This is a genomic window from Tepidiforma bonchosmolovskayae (assembly GCF_008838325.1).
GTDB classification, from domain to species: domain Bacteria; phylum Chloroflexota; class Dehalococcoidia; order Tepidiformales; family Tepidiformaceae; genus Tepidiforma; species Tepidiforma bonchosmolovskayae.
In genome coordinates this window covers 2,004,571-2,022,886 of the sequence record NZ_CP042829.1, presented here as the reverse complement: position 1 = coordinate 2,022,886, position 18,316 = coordinate 2,004,571, and the positions used below count along the sequence as shown (strand labels likewise).

General features: G+C 68.6%; 17 protein-coding genes. 3 read left to right on the top strand and 14 right to left on the bottom strand.

Translation table 11 applies throughout. From position 1 onward, the window contains the following. Window positions 1-2: 2 nt before the first annotated feature. The 6 genes from Tbon_RS10185 to Tbon_RS10160 all read right to left on the bottom strand — a co-directional run bounded on the left by Tbon_RS10185 (window position 3) and on the right by Tbon_RS10160 (window position 5,916). Entirely contained in the window at window positions 3-1,667 is a 1,665-nt protein-coding gene (locus Tbon_RS10185) for a peptide ABC transporter substrate-binding protein (RefSeq protein ID WP_158067603.1), read from the bottom strand. 136 nt (window positions 1,668-1,803) lie between these two features. Beyond that, the gene (gene aspS, locus Tbon_RS10180; RefSeq protein ID WP_158067602.1) at window positions 1,804-3,567 is read right to left on the bottom strand and encodes an aspartate--tRNA ligase; all 1,764 of its coding nucleotides are present in this window, start codon (window positions 3,565-3,567) and stop codon (window positions 1,804-1,806) included. A gap of 26 nt (window positions 3,568-3,593) precedes the next feature. Further along, entirely contained in the window at window positions 3,594-3,962 is a 369-nt protein-coding gene (locus Tbon_RS10175; protein ID WP_158067601.1) for a winged helix-turn-helix domain-containing protein, read from the bottom strand. A gap of 9 nt (window positions 3,963-3,971) precedes the next feature. After that, complete coding sequence (locus Tbon_RS10170) at window positions 3,972-4,712, bottom strand: class I SAM-dependent methyltransferase (protein WP_158067600.1); 741 nt, start codon at window positions 4,710-4,712, stop codon at window positions 3,972-3,974. After that, window positions 4,709-5,419 carry a histidine phosphatase family protein gene (locus Tbon_RS10165; protein WP_158067599.1) on the bottom strand — a complete coding sequence of 237 codons (711 nt, stop codon included), beginning with the start codon at window positions 5,417-5,419 and terminating at the stop codon, window positions 4,709-4,711. Before Tbon_RS10165 ends, Tbon_RS10170 begins: the two co-directional genes overlap by 4 nt. Beyond that, on the bottom strand, window positions 5,416-5,916 hold the full coding sequence (locus Tbon_RS10160; protein ID WP_192497906.1) for a MarR family winged helix-turn-helix transcriptional regulator: 501 nt from the start codon (window positions 5,914-5,916) through the stop codon (window positions 5,416-5,418). The genes Tbon_RS10165 and Tbon_RS10160 overlap by 4 nt, the downstream gene beginning before the upstream one ends. 94 nt (window positions 5,917-6,010) lie before the next feature. Here Tbon_RS10160 and Tbon_RS10155 point away from each other — a divergent pair, with 94 nt between their 5' ends. Together Tbon_RS10155 and Tbon_RS10150 are read left to right on the top strand one after the other, a co-directional pair. Continuing rightward, entirely contained in the window at window positions 6,011-7,087 is a 1,077-nt protein-coding gene (locus Tbon_RS10155; RefSeq protein ID WP_192497905.1) for a class I SAM-dependent methyltransferase, read from the top strand. Next, on the top strand, window positions 7,084-7,596 hold the full coding sequence (locus Tbon_RS10150) for a redoxin domain-containing protein (RefSeq protein WP_158067597.1): 513 nt from the start codon (window positions 7,084-7,086) through the stop codon (window positions 7,594-7,596). The genes Tbon_RS10155 and Tbon_RS10150 overlap by 4 nt, the downstream gene beginning before the upstream one ends. Before the next feature lie 12 nt (window positions 7,597-7,608). Here the strand turns inward: Tbon_RS10150 and Tbon_RS10145 are convergent, their stop codons facing one another. The 6 genes from Tbon_RS10145 to Tbon_RS10120 all read right to left on the bottom strand — a co-directional run bounded on the left by Tbon_RS10145 (window position 7,609) and on the right by Tbon_RS10120 (window position 16,695). Beyond that, window positions 7,609-7,992, bottom strand: coding sequence for an eCIS core domain-containing protein (locus Tbon_RS10145; RefSeq protein WP_192497904.1), 384 nt, complete (start codon window positions 7,990-7,992; stop codon window positions 7,609-7,611). Further along, on the bottom strand, window positions 7,982-12,526 hold the full coding sequence (locus tag Tbon_RS10140) for a DUF2298 domain-containing protein (RefSeq protein ID WP_158067595.1): 4,545 nt from the start codon (window positions 12,524-12,526) through the stop codon (window positions 7,982-7,984). The genes Tbon_RS10145 and Tbon_RS10140 overlap by 11 nt, the downstream gene beginning before the upstream one ends. 134 nt (window positions 12,527-12,660) lie before the next feature. After that, window positions 12,661-13,485 carry a formate/nitrite transporter family protein gene (locus Tbon_RS10135; RefSeq protein ID WP_158067594.1) on the bottom strand — a complete coding sequence of 275 codons (825 nt, stop codon included), beginning with the start codon at window positions 13,483-13,485 and terminating at the stop codon, window positions 12,661-12,663. Then, window positions 13,482-15,068, bottom strand: a complete 1,587-nt coding sequence (gene nirA, locus Tbon_RS10130) for a ferredoxin--nitrite reductase (protein WP_158067593.1) — start codon at window positions 15,066-15,068, stop codon at window positions 13,482-13,484. Before nirA ends, Tbon_RS10135 begins: the two co-directional genes overlap by 4 nt. Before the next feature lie 219 nt (window positions 15,069-15,287). Further along, window positions 15,288-16,304, bottom strand: coding sequence for a type I glyceraldehyde-3-phosphate dehydrogenase (gene gap, locus Tbon_RS10125; RefSeq protein WP_158067592.1), 1,017 nt, complete (start codon window positions 16,302-16,304; stop codon window positions 15,288-15,290). A gap of 76 nt (window positions 16,305-16,380) precedes the next feature. Further along, window positions 16,381-16,695 carry a YbjQ family protein gene (locus Tbon_RS10120; RefSeq protein ID WP_158068289.1) on the bottom strand — a complete coding sequence of 105 codons (315 nt, stop codon included), beginning with the start codon at window positions 16,693-16,695 and terminating at the stop codon, window positions 16,381-16,383. Window positions 16,696-16,901: 206 nt separating this feature from the next. Here Tbon_RS10120 and Tbon_RS14410 point away from each other — a divergent pair, with 206 nt between their 5' ends. Next, entirely contained in the window at window positions 16,902-17,027 is a 126-nt protein-coding gene (locus tag Tbon_RS14410) for a hypothetical protein (protein WP_263970067.1), read from the top strand. Between the two features lie 4 nt (window positions 17,028-17,031). Here Tbon_RS14410 and Tbon_RS10115 read toward each other — a convergent pair whose 3' ends face one another. Together Tbon_RS10115 and Tbon_RS10110 are read right to left on the bottom strand one after the other, a co-directional pair. Beyond that, the gene (locus Tbon_RS10115) at window positions 17,032-17,700 is read right to left on the bottom strand and encodes an HAD family hydrolase (protein WP_158067591.1); all 669 of its coding nucleotides are present in this window, start codon (window positions 17,698-17,700) and stop codon (window positions 17,032-17,034) included. Window position 17,701: 1 nt separating this feature from the next. Further along, entirely contained in the window at window positions 17,702-18,295 is a 594-nt protein-coding gene (locus tag Tbon_RS10110; protein WP_158067590.1) for a nucleotidyltransferase family protein, read from the bottom strand. Window positions 18,296-18,316: the final 21 nt, after the last annotated feature.

Here is an 18,316-nt window from a genome sequence, read left to right as displayed (position 1 = left end):
GCTCAGGGCTCCTTGATCTCGACGTACCGGTACCTGGGGATGGTCATGGGGGCGTCGGGCAGGCCCTGGACGCACGGCTTGACAAGCATGTGCTCCACGGACCAGAAGGTTGGGATGACGGTGGCGTCGTCGATGATCTTCTGTTCGGCCTGGGCGTAGAGCTGGTAGCGGCGTTCGCGGTTGGTTTCGACGCGGGCCTGCTTCAGGAGGGCATCGACTTCGGGGTTCTTGTACTTCGTGTAGTTGAGCGGGCTGTCGCTGGCGAAGAGCTTGCCGAGGAAGTTCTCGGGGTCGGGGTAGTCGGCTGACCAGCCGTCGCTCTGGATCTGGAAGTTGGCCTGGCGCTGTTCGCGGAGGAAGGCGGCGGAATCGATCGCCTGGAGTTCGACGGTGACGCCGAGGACCTTTTGCCAGTTCTCCTGAATGGCGACGAGGAGATCGCCGGGGGCAGCGCCGCTGCCGGCGTAGGTCAGGATGATCCGGGGCATGCTGGCGGCGTACTTGGATTCGGACAGGAGCTGTTTTGCGCGCTGGGGGTCGTAGGGATAGGTCTTGACGGAGCTGGAGCGGCCGGGCATGGCGCCGGGGACGATGCCGCCCGCAACTTCGTAGTAGTCGAAGAGGAGGACGGTGTTGATGGTCTCGCGGTCGATGGACATTGCGAAGGCCTGCCGGACCTTCGGGTCGTCGAACGGGGGCTTGTTGGGATTGAGGGTGAAGTAGAAGGTCGCGAGCCCCCGGTAGGAGCGGTACTCCTTCGACAGGGGGTTCGAGCCGTCGAGGATGGAATCGAGGAGCGAGGCGGGGACGGGCGTGAGGTGGATTTCGTCGTTCTGGTACTGGGTGAGGAGGGAGCCGCCGCCGAGCTGGAAGATGACTTCATCCACCTTCGGGGCGCCGAGGTGGTAGCGCGAGTTCTTGACGAGGCGGATGCGCTCGGCAGGCTTGAACTCGGCGAGGCGGAAGGGGCCGGTGCCGTTGGGATTGCGGGTCCAGTTGCGGGGGTCGGCCTCGATCTGCTGGCGGTCGACGACGAAGGAGACCGGGTAGGTCAGCTCGAAGATGAAGTAGTCGGACGGTTCGAGCAGGTCGATCTGCAGGGTGCGCTCGTCGATGACTTTGACGCCGGAGACTGAGGGTGCGCGGCCCTGGAAGCGGTCCTTGAGGCCGACGATGTTGCCGAGGTAGGCGACGACGGTGGGGGAGGCGTTGGCGGGGTCGGCGGCGCGCTCGATGGAGTACTTGACGTCTTCGGCGGTGACGCGGCGCTGGTTGCCGGTGTGGAAGACGACGTTGTCGCGGAGGCGGAAGGTGTAGGTGCGGCCGCCGTTGGAGACCTCCCAGCTCTCGGCGATATCGCCGACGACTTTGAGGTCGGGGTCGAGGGTCACGAGGCCGCCGAAGATTTCGACGACATACTCGCTGGTCGAGACGTCGACGACCTGGATCGGGTCGAGGACAGTGTTGGGCTGAGAGCCGGGAACGATGAGCGACTTGCCGGCACAGATGCCGCCTGCGGAGGAGCGGGGCCGGTCGCTGCCGCCGGGCGAGGCCGGGGTCGTGTCGTCGTTGCCGCCGCCGGCGAGGGCGATGACGAAGACGACCCCGACGGCGAGGATGAGGAATGCGACCACGCCCATCATGAGGGCGAGCATGCGGTTCGACATCGTTCGGACTCCTGCGGCGGCGTTGGCCGAAGCCGGCACCGGGGGCGCCGGCGCGGCGTCCCGGATGGCCTACAAGGGTACACGCCCGTGCGGGCCGAGGGGATCATCCCGCGCACGGGGCGGTGAAAAGAGCGCTTTACTGCGGCGCGATCACGCGGATGCCGAGTTCTTCGAGCTGCTTCGGGTCGACCGGTGCGGGCGCGCCCATGAGGGGGTCGGTGCCGGAGGAGGCTTTCGGGAAGGCGATGACGTCGCGGATGTTGTCGGTGCCGACGAGGGACATCATGAGCCGGTCGATGCCCATGCCGACGCCGCCTTCGGGCGGGACGCCGTAGTCGAGGGCATCGAGGATGACGCCGAAGCGCTCCTGCTGCTCCTCGCGGGAGTAGCCCATGAGCTCGAAGACCTTCTCCTGGTGGCGGCGCTTGTTGATGCGGATGGAGCCGCCGCCGATTTCGACGCCGTTGAGGACGAGGTCGTACTGGCGGGCGATGACAGCACCGGGGTCGGTATCGAGGAGGGGCTCGTGTTCGGAGAGGAAGCCGCTGAAGGGGTTGTGGGTGGCATCCCAGCGGTTCTCGTCGGGCCGCCACTCGAGGAGCGGGAAGCCGGTGACCCAGGCCATGCGGTAGACAGACGGGTCCTTGAGGCCGAGGCGGGTGCCGAGTTCGTCGCGGACTTCGTGGAGGGAGCGGGCGACGACGGCGGGCTGGTCGGCCACGATGAAGAGCATGTCGCCATCGCGGGCGCCGGTGCGTGCGCGGATCGCGTCCAGCTCCTCCGGGGTGAGGAATTTCGCGATAGGCGAGCGGGGCTCGCCGGGGAGGAAGCCGATGTAGGCGAGGCCTTTGGCGCCGCCGGAGCGCGCGACCTCGGTGAGCTCGTCGATCTCGCGGCGAGTCATCTCGGCGCGGCCTTCGACGCGGATGGCTTTGACCTGGCCGCCGGCCGCGAGCGCGCCGGCGAAGACCTGGAAGGCCGTGCCGCGGACGGCATCGGAGATGTCGATGAACTCGAGGCCGAAGCGGAGGTCGGGGCGGTCGATGCCGTATTTCTCCATGCATTCGGCATAGGTGAGCCGGGGGATGGAGCGCGACGGGAGCTTCGCGGTGCCGAAGCGGGAGAGGACTTCGACGTAGAGGTCTTCGACGAGGCCCATGACGTCGTTTTCGTCGACGAAGGCCATTTCGAGGTCGAGCTGGGTGTGCTCGGCGACCCGATTGGCGCGGAAGTCTTCGTCGCGGTAGCAGCGGGCGAGCTGGAAGTACTTTTCGAAGCCGGCAGCCATAAGGAGCTGCTTGAGGATCTGGGGCGACTGCGGGAGGGCGAAGAAGGTGCCGGGGCGGATGCGGGCGGGGACGAGGAAGTCGCGGGCGCCTTCGGGGGTGCTCTTGACGAGGGTGGGGGTTTCGATTTCGTAGAAGCCGCGGCTGCTGAGGTAGTCGCGGATGAAGCGAACGACTTCGTGGCGGAGCTTGATGACGCTGGCGACCTCGGGCCGGCGGAGGTCGAGGTAGCGGTACTTGAGGCGGAGGTGCTCGTCGACGTCGGCGGGCTCGTTGATGTAGAAGGGCGGGGTCTGGGCTTCGGCGAGGACGGTGCAGGCGGAGGGGATGACCTCGACCTCGCCGGTCGGGAGGTTTGGGTTGACGGTAGCAGGGCTCCGGAGGGCGACGGTGCCCTTCACCTGGAGGACCCACTCGACGCGGGCGCGATGGGCGATGGCGTGGGCCTCGGGGTTGTCGGGATTGAAGACGACCTGGACGATGCCGGAGGTGTCGCGGAGGTCGATGAAGATGAGGCCGCCGTGGTCGCGGCGGCGGTGGACCCAGCCGGCGAGGGTCACGGCCCGGCCTTCGTCGGAGCGGCGGAGCTCGCCGCAGTAGGCATCCTTGAGCATGTCGGACAGGGTAGCGGAGCCGCGGCTTACGCGGTGGGACGCGCCGGCGGCGCGAAGGGCTCGAGCTCCTCGCGGAAGGCCTGCTCGACAGCGGCTTCGACGCGACGGCGGAAGCGGTCGTAGGCTTCGACGAGCCGCCGGCCTTCGTCGGTGAGCGCGGAGTGGCCGCCGCCGGCGCCGCCGACTTCGGAGCGAACGAGCTGGAAGCCTAGGTTGGCCTCGAGTTCGCGGATTTTGCCCCAGGCACGACGGTAGGAGAGCCCCATGGCAGATGCGGCGGCGGCGAGGGAACCCGTCTCGCCGACAAGGGTGAGCAGGCGCAGGCGGTAGTCGGACATGACGAGCCGGTCGCCGGCTTCGAGCCAGAGTTTGCAGCGGGGCGAGAGTTCGGCCATGGGCCCAGCCTAGCCGGTCGGCGGGTGCCCGGCCACCGGTTCGTGGTAGAACGCGAGGACGGCGGTGAGCAGCATCGCGGAGGGCACGCGGAAGCGAAGTTCCCACTGGAGGCCGGGCAGGGAATCGGTCGCGGTCCGGTAACGTTCGGAGCCGGGGAACTCGTCAAGGAGTTCGAGGGCGAGACCGGCATCGGCAAGGGCGGTCAGGAGGTCGCCGAGGGTCCACGGGTTATCGCCGGGTCGAAACGGGAAGTACCCGCGGGCCACGACGAGGAGCCCCTTGTGGAGGCCGACGACGTTCGCGAAGGGGTGGCGGTCATAGAGGACGAGGCGGCCGCCGGGGGCGAGCAGGGCAGCGATGCTGGCAGCGTAGCGGTCGAGGTCGGTATCGGGTGCGAGGCCGCCCCAGCAGTGGTAGACGAGGTCGAAGCTGCCGGGCATGCGGGCGGCGAGCTCTTCGAGGGCGCCGAACTGCCAGGCGAGGGTGCGCCCGGCGGCGTCGGCGAGGCTGCGGCCGCGTTCGGCTGCGGTCTCCGAGGGGGACCAGGCGGTCACGTTCGCGCCGAGGTTGACGAGAGAGAGGGCCTCTTCGGCCTGATTTTCCGGGGTGACCGGCCCGACGAGGGCGCGGAGGCCGGCGGGCTCACCGAGAGCGGCGGCCTCGTCTTCGGAGAAGCAGGAGCCGCCGTGGGCGTAGAAGGCGGGGTCGATTTCGAACCAGGCCGGAGACGGTTCGAGGGTCCGGCTCATGCGTTGAGGTCGGAGCGGGACGACTGGATAGGCATGACGTGGGAGTAGTCGTTGATGGTGAGGATGCCCCGGCGGGTGTCGGCGGCGCGCATGACGCTGATGGAGGTGTGGTGGACCGGGACGAGGTGGTCGAAGGGGGAGCCGAAGACATCGCTGAGGATGGCGTTGATGACGCCGCCGTGGCAGACGACGGCGACGCGCATGCCGATCGACTCTTCGATGATGCGGTCCATGGCGCGGAAGACGCGCTGGCGGAAGGCGTCGACATCCTCGCAGAAGGGGTAGGCGCTGTGCTTGCGGGTGCGGGTGACTTCCCGGTAGACCTCGACGAGCTGTTCGCGGGTGTAGATATCGAGGAGCCCCTTGTCCTGCGGGGCACGCTGCCAGAGGTCGATTTCGCGGAGGTCGGGGATAACGACGGGTTCCATACCGTGGTGGATGGCGATTGCCTTCGCGGTGTCGTAGGCGCGGCGCATATCGGACGAATAGACGCGGCCGAGGCGGGCGGGGGCGAGCCGCCGGCCGACGGCTTCGGCCTGTTTCTGGCCCAGCTCGGAGAGGGGGGCGTCGTAGGCCTGCCCGAGCGGGATGTTCTCAAAGAACTTCTGCTCGCCGTGGCGGATGAGCAGGATTTCGACCATGCCTTCGAACGAATCGACGAAGGGGTTTTCGAGGTCGATGGTGCGGACGCGGCGGACAGAAGTCATGCGAGGTTCACCCCCGGCATGGCGACGGCTGCGAGGTTCGGTTCGACACGCTGGACGTATTCGCTGGCCGCGACGAAGGCGCGGAGGCCGGTGACGAGGGCTTCGAGGTCCTCGTGGTTCATTTCGATGAGGATGCGGCGGGTAAAGATTTCGGTGCCGGTTTCGAGGCGGGAGCAGGTCGCTTCGCCCTGCTCAGTGAGGTAGTTGCGGACGAGGCGGCGGTCGGTCTCGTCGTCTTCGCGGCGGACGAGGCCGGCCTTGACGAGGCGGTCGACGATGCCGGAGATGGTGGGCGGGGTGACCCCGAGGCGGGAGGCGAGTTCGCCGGCGGTGACGCCGGGCTCTTCGCGGACGAGGAAGAGGACGCGGAGCTGGGCGGTGGTGAGGCCCATCTCGGCCCACGCGCGGAAGCGGAGGGGGTCGAACAGGTTGACGGTTTCGCCAAAGAGCCGGATTGCCGCGTCGACGGCGCTTTCGGATGCGGGGGGAGACTGCACGGGACGCCTCGAATGTCGTTCGTCGGTACGGAGGGAACTGTACCACCGTCGGCGGCTTGCCTCCTCCCCCGCGGGGGCGGGCATACTTGGGGTGATGGCACTCGATCTCGACCCGGGTACGGCTGCGCTGGGCAACCCGCGGCTGATCGCCGCAATCGTGGCGGAGATGGACGGGGGCGCCATCCCGTTCCAGCGGTTTATGGAGCTGGCGCTCTACCACCCGGAGCACGGCTACTACCGGAAGCGGGGCCGGATCGGGCGGCAGGGGGATTTCCTCACGAGCCCGGTCATCCACCCGATGTTCGGGTGGGCGGTTGCGGGGTGGTGTCGGGAGGCATGGGAGCGGCTGGGCCGGCCGTCGCCGTTCACGATTTTCGAGCCGGGAGCGGGCGAGGGGCACCTCGCGCGGGCGGTGCTGGACTGGGCGGAGGGGCGCGACCCCGCGTTCGCGGCCGCGATCCGGTACATCGCGCTGGAACCGAACAGCCCGGGGGATGACCCGCGGGTGAGCTGGCAGACGCCGCCGGCCGCGCCGGCGGAGGCCGGGGTGGTGGTGGCGAACGAACTGTTTGATGCGTTCCCGGTGCGGCTGTTCGAAGCCACGCCTCGGGGGCCGGCCGAGGTGTACGTGCGCTGGGACGGCGAGCAGTTCGTGGAGGAGCGGGGGCCGATTGCGACCATCGATGATGCGCCGGCGGAGGGCCGCTTCGAGGTGAACCCCGCGGCCTACCCGGCGATGGCGAGCCTCTGCGGGCTGGTGGAGCGGGGGGCGGTGCTCGTGTTTGACTACGGGTACCCGCAGGAGGAGCTCTGGGCGCCGTGGCGGACGCAGGGGACGCTGCTCTGCTTCTACCGGCACACGGCGCACGAAAACCCGTACATCCACGTCGGCGAGCAGGACCTGACGGCGCACGTGAACCTCTCGGAACTGCTTGCGGCGATTGATGATGCGGGGATGCAGGCGTGGGGGCCGGTCTCGCAGCGGGAGTTCCTCTACAGCCTCGGGCTGCCGGGGCTGGTGGAGGCGGCCCGGGGCGACCTCCAGGAGTACTTCACGCGGAGGCGGGCGCTGGAGCAGCTGACGGACGGGGCCGGGCTCGGGCGTATCCGGGTGATTGCCGGGACGCGGGGCATCGAAGGCGCGCCGCCGGGGTTCGAGCCGCTGCCATGACGCACGGGACGAACGGGCAGGAGCCGGCCGTGCGGGGGCCGATTCAGCCGGGCGAGCAGGCGCCGGATTTCGAGCTGCCCGCTGTGCCCGACGGCGGCGAGCCATATACGGTCCGCCTGCGCGACCTCCTCAAGAACGGGCGGGTGCTGCTGGTGTTCTACCAGGACGACGGGATGCCGATCTGCACGAGCGAGCTGAAGGCGTTCGCGCAGGAGTACGAGACGCTGCGGCAGGCGGGCGTGCAGGTGTTCGGGATCAACACGAACGGGATGGGTTCGCACGCGAAGTTCCATGCGCGGGACCACTTCCCATTCCCGCTGATCAGCGACTTCTACGGGGAGGCGGTGAAGGCGTACGGCTTCTGGGACCCGGAGGAGCGGAAGTCGCGCAGGGGCGTGGTGGTCATCGGGCAGGACGGGCGGGTGGAGTACGTGCTGCCGCACTTCAACCCGGGGAGCCTTGCAGCGTTCGAAGGGGTGTTCCGGGCGCTCGGGCTGTACGACGGCTGAGGGAACGGCAGGTCAGCCGGGCCAGCCGCGTGCGCGCAGGGCGGCGCGGACCTGCCGCTGGAGTTCGATGCAGGGGATTTCGAGCGGGTGGCGGCCGTGCCGGAAGCCGGACCGGAGCTGCCCGAGGAGGTACCGCGCGTAGAAGCGGGGGCGGCCCATTTCGCGGACCTGGGTGAGGTGCATCGCTTCGTGGGCGATAAGGGCGAGGCCGGCGGCGGTCCCGGGCCGGTAGCCGCCGGCGCGGAAGATGACGAACGGCGCGAAGGTGATTGCTGTCCTGCCGAGGAAGGCGGGGAGCCAGCGCCAGGGGCGGCCGGTGACGATGCGCATCGCCTGGAGGTCGCGCCGGGGCACCCACGCGGCGAGGAGGTCGACAACGGCGGGGTCAGGGTGCACGGGCGAGGTCGCGGGCGAGGATATCGGCGGCGAGCCGGGCCTGGTCGACCCGGTAGATGACGTTCGGGCCATCACGGAAGACTTCGGAGAGGGCCGGGATGGCGGCGAGCTTCGCGAGGCCGGGTTCGGTGCCGTGGACGCGCTCTTCGGTGCCGACGATGACGTACTGGACGTTGTACTTGCGGAGGAAGCGCTCGGCGAAATCGGTGGAGGGGTCGGTATAGAAGCGCTGGACTTCGGTGCGGCGCTGCTGGACGAGCGGGGCGTAATCGGTGCGCTGCTGGATTTGGTGCCAGTCCCAGCCGATGACGGCGGGCAGGCCGGTGTACTCGCTGATGCGGCCGGTCCAGCGGTAGAGGGGGCCGACGGCTTCGACGATGACCGGGGAGCCTTCGACGTTCCGGCGGAGCCACTGGATGAGGGGCAGGTCCTCGTCGAGGCGGAAGGTGACGTCGTCGGCCGTGGTGCTTTCGGCGCGGGGCTCGGTGAAGACCCCATGCTGGAAGAAGGCGAAACCGTTCAGCGTGAGGGGGGTATCGCCGAAGCGGGCCTGCTGGCGGGCGCGGGTGCCGGAGATGAGGAACAGGCTGGAGGCGAGGACGATGCCCGCGAGGGCGGCGAGGACCAGCCCGCCTGCTGCCCGGCCCGCCCGCGGGGCGCCACGCATGCGTTCGAGGATGCCGCGGACGACGTACCAGGCGGCGTAGCCGGAGGCGAGGGCGAAAAGGTGCCACGCCTGGAGGCTGAACTTGAAGACGGTGTTCATGCGGACGATGTCGTTCTTCAGGGTCACGACGTCGACACCGGCGGCGATCGCGAGGGCGAGCGCGAACAGGAGGGGGGCGAGGAGGCGGGCAAGGTCGCGGTCGGGCCGACGGAAGTCGAGCCAGGCGAGGTTGAGCAGGAAGACGATGCCGACGAGGGCCATGGAGACGGTCGTGAGGCCGAACGGCCAGGTGAAGGCCGCGAGCCCGGCGAGGAAAAATGCGAGGGAGCCGACTTCGAGCCAGCCGGCGACGACGGCGAGGATGGGGTTGCGGCCCGGCTCGAACTCCCGGGCTTCAAGCTCTTCGCGGCAGCGGAGGGCGACGAACGCCAGGCCGATGGCGAGGAAGATGCCGTACTGGACGACGAACTGATGGAACTTCGTCGTTTCGGGGGCGCGGACGATTCCCGGGTCGAAGGTTTCGAAGCGGGCGTTGTAGGGCGCGAAGAGCACCGCGGCCACGATGCCGGCGAGGCCGAGCTGGCCGAGCGCGGTCCAGGCGCGGCGCTCGGCGGAGCCCGGTGCGAGGAGGGCGGCGAGGAGGATGCTGGCAGCGGCGATGAGCGCGGCGGTGGGGAAATCCCAAGTGTGGACCGTGCGGATGAGACCGACGAAGAGGCCGGCGAGCGCGGCGAGCAGCCACGGGCGGGTCCGGTCTCCAGAGGCGGCGGCCAGGACGATCGCCAGGGCCACTGCGACGAGGCCGGTGAAGAAGGGGATGCCCATCAGGTGCGGGTGGAGGTCGGCGAAGAGGAAGGACCAGTATGGAAACTCGGTGATATCGAACGAGCCGAAGTGGACGCGCGAGCTCCGCCACCAGTCGAACGGCGGCAGGGCGGCGCCCTCGAACAGCCAGCGCCAGAGGCCGCCGATGATGCCGACGGCACCGCCGGCAACGGGCGTGCCGGAGGCGAGCGACCAGCGGTTGACGGCCTGGAGGCGTTCGATCCACTGGTGGGCGGCCTCGAGGTTGCCGACGGCGATGAGGAGGAACGCCGCGAGAATGCCGGCGAGCAGCGGCTCCGCGGCGCGGCGGCGGACGGCCTCGGCGTGGGGCTGGACGGCGCCAACGAGGGCGCTGACAACGGCGAAGGCAACGCTGGCGGCGGTCGCGGCGAAGGTCGGCACGCCGAGGTTAAAGGCGTACTCGGGGAGGATGCCGAAGGCACGGATGGGCACCGCGAGGTAGAACCAGCCCATGTAGTAGTAGTTGAGGCTGCCGCCGGCGAACCAGGGGTCGTAGGGCGGGAGGATGGTGGAGCGGACGACGGCGGTGAGGTAGGCGATTTCCATCGGCTTTTCGCCGCCCTGGGGGTGGTGCCAGAGGTCGGGGTTGGCGGCGCGCAGGAGGAGGAAGGCGAAGAAGGCGGCGAGGAAGACGGCCTCGGCGGCGAGCCAGTTGCGCCAGCTTTCACGGGCATCGGTGAGCAGGCTGCGGCGGCGGGCCGCTCCGACGGCGAGGCCGGCGATCATGCAGGCGGCGAACGCGGCCCAGGCGAGCGTCCGGGAAAAGTGCGCGGCGCCCCATGCGACCAGCAGCCAGGCCAGGAGAACCACCGCAAGCGGGCCGAGAAGCTTCGCGAGGCCGTAGCCGCGGCCGGCGAGCGGCCGGAAGAGCAGGGTCACCCACGGGAGCGCGGCAAGGGCGGCTGCTTCGAGCCAGAGGAGCCACCAGAGCCAGGCAGTGCGGTTCAGCCAGCGGGGCGCGTCGAACACGTCGACGAAGGTGCCCCCGGACTGCTGGACGGCGGCTTCGTCAGCGGTGAACTGGAGCCCGTTCGAGCGGCCCTGCCGGGGCAGGAGGTTGACGGCGGCTTCGGGCCGCGCCTCCGACAGGAGCGCGTAGGCGCGGGCGGGGTCGAAGGCGGCGGTTTTGCGGTAGATGCGGACTTCGGGATGGTCGTAGACGGTGAAGGATTCCTCGGCCCCGGAGTCGTCGACCGAGGTGCCGAGGAAGGACGGGCGGACGCGGAAGGTGGCCACGCGTTCGAAGCCGAGTTCGCCCGTTTCGAGCAGCCGGTAGTAGCGGATGGTGGCGGGGTACTCGCGCTCCAGTTTGGCGACCGAGCCGCGGACCCGATTGGAAGTGACCGCGATGTAGTCGGCGCCGGCGAGGCCGGGCCGGTTCGGATTCCCGGGGGTGCCGAAGACGAGCTCGCGAATCTTCTCCGGCGAGTCGGTGCGGTACATGTCGAGTTCGACAAGGCGGTACTGGCGTTCGCGGCCGGGGAAATCCCAGGGGACGGGGTCGTCCCAGATTTCGGTGGTTATCGACCTCCCGGGCAGGACGTTTGCGTAGACCCAGCGGGTGGCGGCGATGCGGGGGTGCTCCTCGACGTAGATGCGCTGGAAGGCGAACGCCCACCACGCGGTTGCGGCCACGACGAGTCCGAAAACGCCGAAGGCTGCGGTGCGGGCGGGGCGCGGCCCGAGGCGGAGCGCGCGGCGGCGGATGGGGAACGACCAGCCGATGCGGGCCGACTCGACGAGGAATACGAGCGCCCAGGCCGCGAAGAGGCAGAGGACGGGGTACATCGGGAGGAAGTAGCGCATGAACGCGACGAATCGCGGGCCCCAGAAGGCAAGGACGAGGATGGCGAAGACGGCCGGCAGGACGAGGGCGAGGTCGCGGGTGCGGGCGGCCCGGACGGCTGCCGCCGCCAGGCCGGCGAAGGCAGCTGTGGCGAGGGCGGGACCCAGGCCCCAGAGGGTTATGTTCCGCAGGGCCGTCAGGAAGGGCGTGGTGCCGGCGAACTGGATGAAGGGCGGGTAGTCGACGTTGCCCTGCTGGAAGTCGCGCTCGCGCTGGATGTCATCCCACCACTGCTGGTTAAGGGCGAAATCCCAGGGGTGGGGACCTGCGAAGGCATACGGCTGGGCGATGCGGAAGACGATGAGCGAGAGGGCTCCGGCCATGCAGAGCATGGAGAGGTCGCTGAGCCAGGAGGAGCCCGGCCGGGCAGGCGGGCGCTCGCCGTTCCAGGATGCGCGGGCACGGCGAATATCCCAGAGGAGGATGCGGAGGGCGAAGGCGACGACCGGGATGGCTGCAAAGATGGCGCCGTTCACCTTGCAGGCGGTGGCGAGGCCGACGCTGACGCCGATGCCGGCGGCGAGCCACCACGCACGGGAGCCTTCGGCGCGGACCCAGTGAACGGAGAGGAGGAGGGTGAGCAGGGCGAAGACGTTGAGGAAGGGGTCCATCGCCCAGAAGTGCGCGAGCTGCGTGGGAAGGACGGCGAGCGCGTAGAGGAGGGCGGCGAGCAGGCCGATGCGCCGGCCGGCGAGGGCGGCGGCGAGCAGGAAGACGAGGAGGATGGCAAGGACATCGAAGGCGGCGGTAACCTGGCGGCCGGAGACGACGGTGGCGGCGTAGGAGTTGCCCGGGCCGGCCGGGTCGGCGCCGCGCAGGGTGGCGACGGCTTTGACGAGGAAGAGCGGGAACGTGCCGTAGACGTAGGAGTTCGTCTGTCCGTCGTTGTAGGGGTTCAGTGGGCTGCGGGCGGTATCGAAGTAGGCGGAGAGGGAGGAGGGCCAATCGAGGCGGTCGGCGACGAGGGAGAGGAAGCGCTCGTCGGGGTGCATCTGGAGGGGGTAGTCGGCTTCGGGGGGCTGGTCCCAGCCGAGGCCGTGGAAGCGGAGCGCTGCGCCGAGCAGGAGGACGAGAGCGAAGCCGAGGCGCCAGCTGAGGAGCCGCCCGGCGGCGCCGGTACGCAGGGCGGCCATGCGCTGGCGGACGGCAAGGTGCCCGGGCGAGGTTTCGGCCACGCGCTCCTCCCAGTGGTGGGCTACAGGATACGCGGGAGGCGGCCTCGGGAAAGGAAACGCTGCTGCCGTGCTTTGGGCGCGAAGCGGAGCGCCCCCGCCGGGCGGCAGGGGCGCGGGAGTTGGCTTTTGGCTGATTAATCTCGAGCCGGTTCGCCCATGCTTGCAGGGGCAGGCGAGGTCGACGGGAGCACGATGCGGGCGTTGGCGAGCAGGTAGGCGCCAGCGACGAAGAGCGCGCCTCCGACAACGTTTCCGAGCGTCACCGGGACAAGATTGTGGACGAACCCGCCCCAGGAGACGGGGTCAGCGTGCGGCTGGAACAGGGCGATGCCGAGCAGGGTCATATTGGCAATCGAATGCTCGAACCCTGCGCCGATGAATGCGAACAGGCACCAGAAGATCATGATTAGTTTGCCGGCCTCGGACTGCTGGCGCATGGCAGACCACACGGCCAGGCACACGAGCCAGTTGCAAAGGATGCCACGGAGGAACGCGTCTTCAAGCGGAAGCGTCATCTTCGCGGCTGCAGTTTTTTGGATGAAGTCAGCCTGGGGAGCGTTCGCCAGCGCCCCGCTCTGGGCAACAAGCCAGGCCAGAGCCAGTGAGCCGACGAGATTGCCCGCCAGGCTCAGGACCCAGGAGTTGGCGAGGCCAGCTGGCGAGATGGCGCGGCGAATGGCCCCTACGGTCATGACCATCGTGTTGCCCGTGAAAAGCTCGGAACCTGCGACAACGACGAGCGAGAGCGCGATGCCGAAAGAGGCCCCCATGACAAACTTCAGGAATGGCGACCCCGTGGCCGAGAGCGGAGCACCGATGGCAAAGATGAGAACGATACCGAAGCCGACGTAGGCGCCGGCGAGCGCTGACAGAACCAGGTAGCCGACGGGTTTCTCACGGAGGTAGGTAGCCTTGGCGGCGGCAGCCCTTGAGACGGTATCGAGTGTGTCGGCGGTCATGCGTTTACCTCCTCAAGATCGGAATTTGCCGGGGTCTGGGACGTTGCGGTTTGGAGACGCAGCAGGGAGAGGGGAACCGTCTGCGCGAATCGCTGGCGAACCAGCGCCTCGACGAGAACCGGAAGGTCTTCCCAGTGGACGTTCTCCAGTACCCGCGAGGCGAGCCGCGGCTGCTCTCCGAGCCGGCCGCCGACGTAGACATCGGCTGCCTCCTCGACGCGATTGCCGAGGCGAATGTTCGTGCCCTGGAGCCCGATGTCGGCGATGTGGTGCTTGCCGCAGGCATGAATGCACCCGGATACGTGGATGCGTGTGCCCCGGGGGACCTGCACCCCACGCCGCTCCAGCTCCTGGGCCAGCTGGTAGGCGTGCCGTTTGGTGTCGATGAGCGAGAAGTGGCAGTAGTCGTTGCCCGTACAGGCCACCAGGTTCCGCCAGATGTTTGATGGATTGGGCTTGAGGCGCCGAAGGAGCGGCTCAGCCAGGAGGGCCGAGAGCGCAGAGTCCGGCACGTGGGGGATGACGACGTTCTGGTCCACGGTCAGTCGAAGTTCTCCGCGCCCATACGTGTCAGCGAGGTCCGCGAGGCCAAGCAGGTCATCGGCCGTGATTCGCCCGACGGGCACATGGAGGCCAACGTAATTGAGGCCGACCTGGCGCTGCGGATGAATGCCAAGGTGGTCTCCCGCGACCTGTAGCCGCTCATCCGCGCCAGCCCTCGGAAGCGTTCGGCCGAGCTGACGTTCCAGCTCGTCGCGGAGCCGCTCTTCGCCCCACTCGGCGATAAGCCATTTGAGCCGGGCGCGGGTGCGGACCTCTCGCGGGCCGTGGTCGCGGTAGATGCTGAGGAGCGCCAGGAAGACGGGGACGACGTCCTCGGGGACGACGAAAACATCGAGCGGGGTGGCAAGGCGCGGGCTGGTGCCGCCCAGAGCCCCGCCGGCCAGCACGTTGAACCCGGCGACGCGACGGCCATTCAGGTCCCGGGTCGCCGGGACGAAGCCCAGGTCCTGCGATTGGGCGTCCCCGCAATCATCGCGGCAGCCCGCGATGGAGACGTTGAACTTCCTGGGGAGATTGGAGAACTCCTTGCCGGCGGCGAGGTAGGCGGCGGCGAGCGCTTCGACGAGGGGCGTTGAGTCGAAGAGTTCCATGCCGTCGATGCCGGCCAGCGGACATCCGATGAAGTTCCGAACGTTGTCCATGCCCGTTTGCCGCGTGGATATCCCCACGGACGCGAGCTGGCTCAGGATGCCAGGGATGCCAGGGATGTCAGGGAGTCGAAGGTCCCGCAGCTGGACGTTCTGGCGAGTTGTGATATCTGCGGTACCGCCTCCGAAACTCCTGGCGATGTCGGCGATGGTGCGCACCTGGGCAGCGGTCAGTCTTCCGCCGGTGACGCGCAGCCGCATCATGAAGGTTCCGGGCTTTTGCGGTCGATGGAAGACGCCATACCACTTCATGCGCTGCAGATCGTCTTCCGGTATGGATTCGACCGGCACATTCTCTGTCGCGTAGCGAATCATATCCTCGAAGCAGTCGAGGCCATCCTTTTCGGCCTTCATCTGTTCGAACTTGTTCATTTCTCCTCCGCTGACCGAGATGACCAGACAAGCATGCGGAGCAGGCGTTACGCCCGGGTTGCCGGGTGATGAAGGCTCAATTGCCGGGAGGTTTCGGCAGCTTTTCGTGGGTGTTGCCAGCGGATGACGAGACCAGCCGAGCAGGGTGCTTTGTGCGCGAAGCGGCGCGCCCCCGCCGGGCGGCGGGGGCGCGGGAGTTCGATGCGGTTTCGGCCCGGGCTAGAGGCCCTTTTCGGCGACGAAGGCGGCGAGGTCGGCGAGGCGGCAGGCGTAGCCCCATTCGTTGTCGTACCAGGCGGCGACCTTCACGAGATTGCCGCCGACGACGTTGGTGCAGAGGCCATCGACGATGGAGGAGCGCTCGTCGCCCTTGAGGTCCATGGAGACGACGGGGTCCATGGTGATGCCGAGGATGCCCTTCATCTTCTCGGCGGCGGTTTCGCGGATGATTTCGTTCAGGGCATCGATGGTGGTGTCTTTCTCGGTGAGGGCGACGACTTCGACGATGGAGACAGTGGGGGTGGGAACGCGGTAGGCGAGGCCGTCGAGTTTGCCATCGACCTCGGGGATGACGAGCTTGAGGGCGCGGGCGGCCCCGGTGGATGTCGGCACGATGTTGAGGGCGCCGGCACGCATCTCGCGCAGGTCCTTGCCGGCGGCCTTGTCGAGGATCTGCTGGGAGTTGGTGTAGGAGTGGATGGTGGTCATCTGGCCCTTGACGAGGCCGAGGTTATCGACGATGACCTTGACGACGGGTGCAAGGCCGTTGGTGGTGCAGGAGGCGTTGGAGATGACGTGGTGCCTCGCCGGGTCGTACCGGTCGGCGTTGACGCCGAGGACGATCGTGACGTCTTCGTTCTTGGCCGGGGCGGAGATGAGGACTTTCTTCACCGAATCGCGGCGGTGCGCGGCGGCCTTCGTGGCATCGGTGAAGAGGCCGGTCGATTCGATGACGATTTCGGCGCCGACCGAGCCCCAGGGGATGGCGCCGGGGTCGCGCTCGGCGAAGACGCGGACGGTATGCCCATCGATGACGAGGGCGTCCTTCTCGGCGCGGATGTCGCGGTGCCAGCGGCCGTAGTTGGAGTCGTACTTGAGCAGGTTGGCGTTGACGTCGGTATCGACGAGGTCGTTGATAGCGACGACTTCGAGGGTGCCGGCGTAGCGGTCCGTGATGGCCTTGAAGACCTGCCGGCCGATGCGTCCGAAGCCGTTGATGCCGATTTTGGTGGCCACAGGGTCCCTCCGGGTGAGGTGGTTCGGCTTTGTAGCCTAGCGGGCGAAGACTAACGTTCCACCACCGGGGCGGCGGTCAGGCGAGTTTCACGGCGGTGCCGGAGGCGGTGATCATGAGCATTTGGCCGCCGACGGTCTCGTAGTCGATCTTGATGCCGATGACGGCGTCGGCGCCGAGCTGCTGAGCGTACTGGAGCATTTCGGCGAGGGCGCCGTCGCGGCCCTTGCGGAGCTCTTCCTCGTACTTGCCGGAGCGGCCGCCGACGATGTTGCGGAAGCCAGCGGCGATGTCCTTGAAGACGTTGACGCCGAGGATGACTTCGCCGGCGACGATGCCGAGGTACTGCTGGACGGGGCGGCCTTCGACGCCGTTGGTGGTGGTGAGGATGATGCTCACGGGTGCCTCCTGTCGCAGGTGCAAATGGTGGAGCGGCTGGCACCAGTCTAGCGGACAGCGCCGTTTCCCGGTTGTTCACCTTTGACTATGCATCCATAGTCTGTGCATATGGCTTTTGCCGAATCGATGCTGAATTGCCCCTACCTCCGGCGTGCGCGGGAGCCGATGCTGGGGGTGAACCCCGCAATGGAGAGATTGCGATGAAGCGCAAGCTGGTGACCTGCCCGAAGTGCGAGCTGGAGTTCACCTCGGCCCGCGACCTGACCTACTGCCCGGGCTGCCACGCCCTGGTCGAGCCGCGGGCGCGCGCGGCCTCCGGCCGGTAGCCGGTCAGCGGGAGCGGCCTTCCCAGCGGCGGAGCAGGGCTTCGAGGAGTTCGCCGGGCGCTGCGACGTCGATGCCGCCGGGGTCGTGTTCGACGGCCCAGGTGGCGGCCACGGCGACCGCACCGGCCCGCTCGGCGGCGGTTCGCTCGAAACGCCCGGGGGCGACGACCGCGGTTTCGGCAGGCGCGGTTTCGAGCACGCGGAAGGCTTCGGCAAGCTGGGCGGCGGGGTCGAAGCGGCCGGCCGGGGGCGGAACGACGAGGGCGAAGAAGCGGTCGAGCCCGGTCGATTCGATTTGCTTTCGGGCGAGCTGGTAGGGATGGCGGGTGATGGCCGCCATGTCGATCTGCTCGGCCCGGAGGGCATCGAGGGCCATGCCGACACCCTCGAAGACGAGGAGGCGTTTGAGGGCGCTGCGGGCGGCGTACTGGAGGCAGAGGTCTTCGGCGGCGTCGCGCTCCCGGGGGTCATCGAGGAGGATGCGGAGGGCGTCGCGCCAGGGCCGGGTGTGGTAGGCATCGGCGATGTCGCGGGCTGAGATGCGGCGGCCGGTGACGGCGGCGACGGCCTCTTCGACGGCGTAGGCGAACGCCGGCCTGGCATCGATGATGGCGCGGTCGAGGTCGAAGATGACGAGCCGCGGATGCGGGCGGCCGCTCCCGACGAGGGGCATCTCAGCGGACGGCAGCGAAGAAGCGGTCGCGCGCCGCCTGGTACTCCTCGGGGGTGTTGAAGGTGAGGTCGAGGAGGTCGCCGGCGTCGACTTCGGTGTGGCGGTCCTGGTGTGCGCGGAGGATTCCGCGGAGGCCTTCGGCAGCGTCGTCGGCGCGCATGAGCTCTTCGCGGAGGCGGCCGGCGACGACGACGGGGTGCCCGTGGCGGCCGCTGTGGACGGGGATGGTGTAATCGGCCTCGGGGTTGTGTGCCTCGTAGAGGGTGCGGAGGAAGGAGGCGGGCCGGGGCTGGTCGACATCCTGGACCAGGATGCGGTCGGCGTCGCGGTTGGCGGCCTTGGCGCCGATGCGGAGGGAGCCGGCGCGGCCGAGCTGGTAGCGGGGGTTGAACATGATGCGGCAGGGGATGCCGCGGAGCTGGCGGGAGACGTCGTCGGCACGGTAGCCGAGGACGACGATGACCTCATCGGCGCCGGCCTCCCAGAGCTGCTCGATGTCGTAGCGGACGAGGGGCTGGCCGCCCCAGTCGAGGAGCGGCTTGACGGCGCCCATGCGCTGCGAAATGCCGGCGGCGAGGATGATGGCGGAGTTCATGGCGATTCTCAGTCTAGGTTC

Excerpts from the sequence above, each read along its gene's own strand:
- aspS (WP_158067602.1), bottom strand. The coding sequence starts at position 3,567 with ATGCTCAAGGATGCCTACTGCGGCGAGCTCCGCCGCTCCGACGAAGGC.
- Tbon_RS10115 (WP_158067591.1), bottom strand. The coding sequence starts at position 17,700 with ATGCCCCTCGTCGGGAGCGGCCGCCCGCATCCGCGGCTCGTCATCTTC.
- Tbon_RS10170 (WP_158067600.1), bottom strand. The coding sequence starts at position 4,712 with ATGAGCCGGACCCTCGAACCGTCTCCGGCCTGGTTCGAAATCGACCCC.
- Tbon_RS10185 (WP_158067603.1), bottom strand. The coding sequence starts at position 1,667 with ATGTCGAACCGCATGCTCGCCCTCATGATGGGCGTGGTCGCATTCCTC.
- Tbon_RS10135 (WP_158067594.1), bottom strand. The coding sequence starts at position 13,485 with ATGACCGCCGACACACTCGATACCGTCTCAAGGGCTGCCGCCGCCAAG.
- Tbon_RS10155 (WP_192497905.1), top strand. The coding sequence starts at position 6,011 with ATGGCACTCGATCTCGACCCGGGTACGGCTGCGCTGGGCAACCCGCGG.
- Tbon_RS14410 (WP_263970067.1), top strand. The coding sequence starts at position 16,902 with ATGAAGCGCAAGCTGGTGACCTGCCCGAAGTGCGAGCTGGAGTTCACC.
- Tbon_RS10165 (WP_158067599.1), bottom strand. The coding sequence starts at position 5,419 with ATGACTTCTGTCCGCCGCGTCCGCACCATCGACCTCGAAAACCCCTTC.
- Tbon_RS10110 (WP_158067590.1), bottom strand. The coding sequence starts at position 18,295 with ATGAACTCCGCCATCATCCTCGCCGCCGGCATTTCGCAGCGCATGGGC.
- Tbon_RS10150 (WP_158067597.1), top strand. The coding sequence starts at position 7,084 with ATGACGCACGGGACGAACGGGCAGGAGCCGGCCGTGCGGGGGCCGATT.
- nirA (WP_158067593.1), bottom strand. The coding sequence starts at position 15,068 with ATGAACAAGTTCGAACAGATGAAGGCCGAAAAGGATGGCCTCGACTGC.
- Tbon_RS10175 (WP_158067601.1), bottom strand. The coding sequence starts at position 3,962 with ATGGCCGAACTCTCGCCCCGCTGCAAACTCTGGCTCGAAGCCGGCGAC.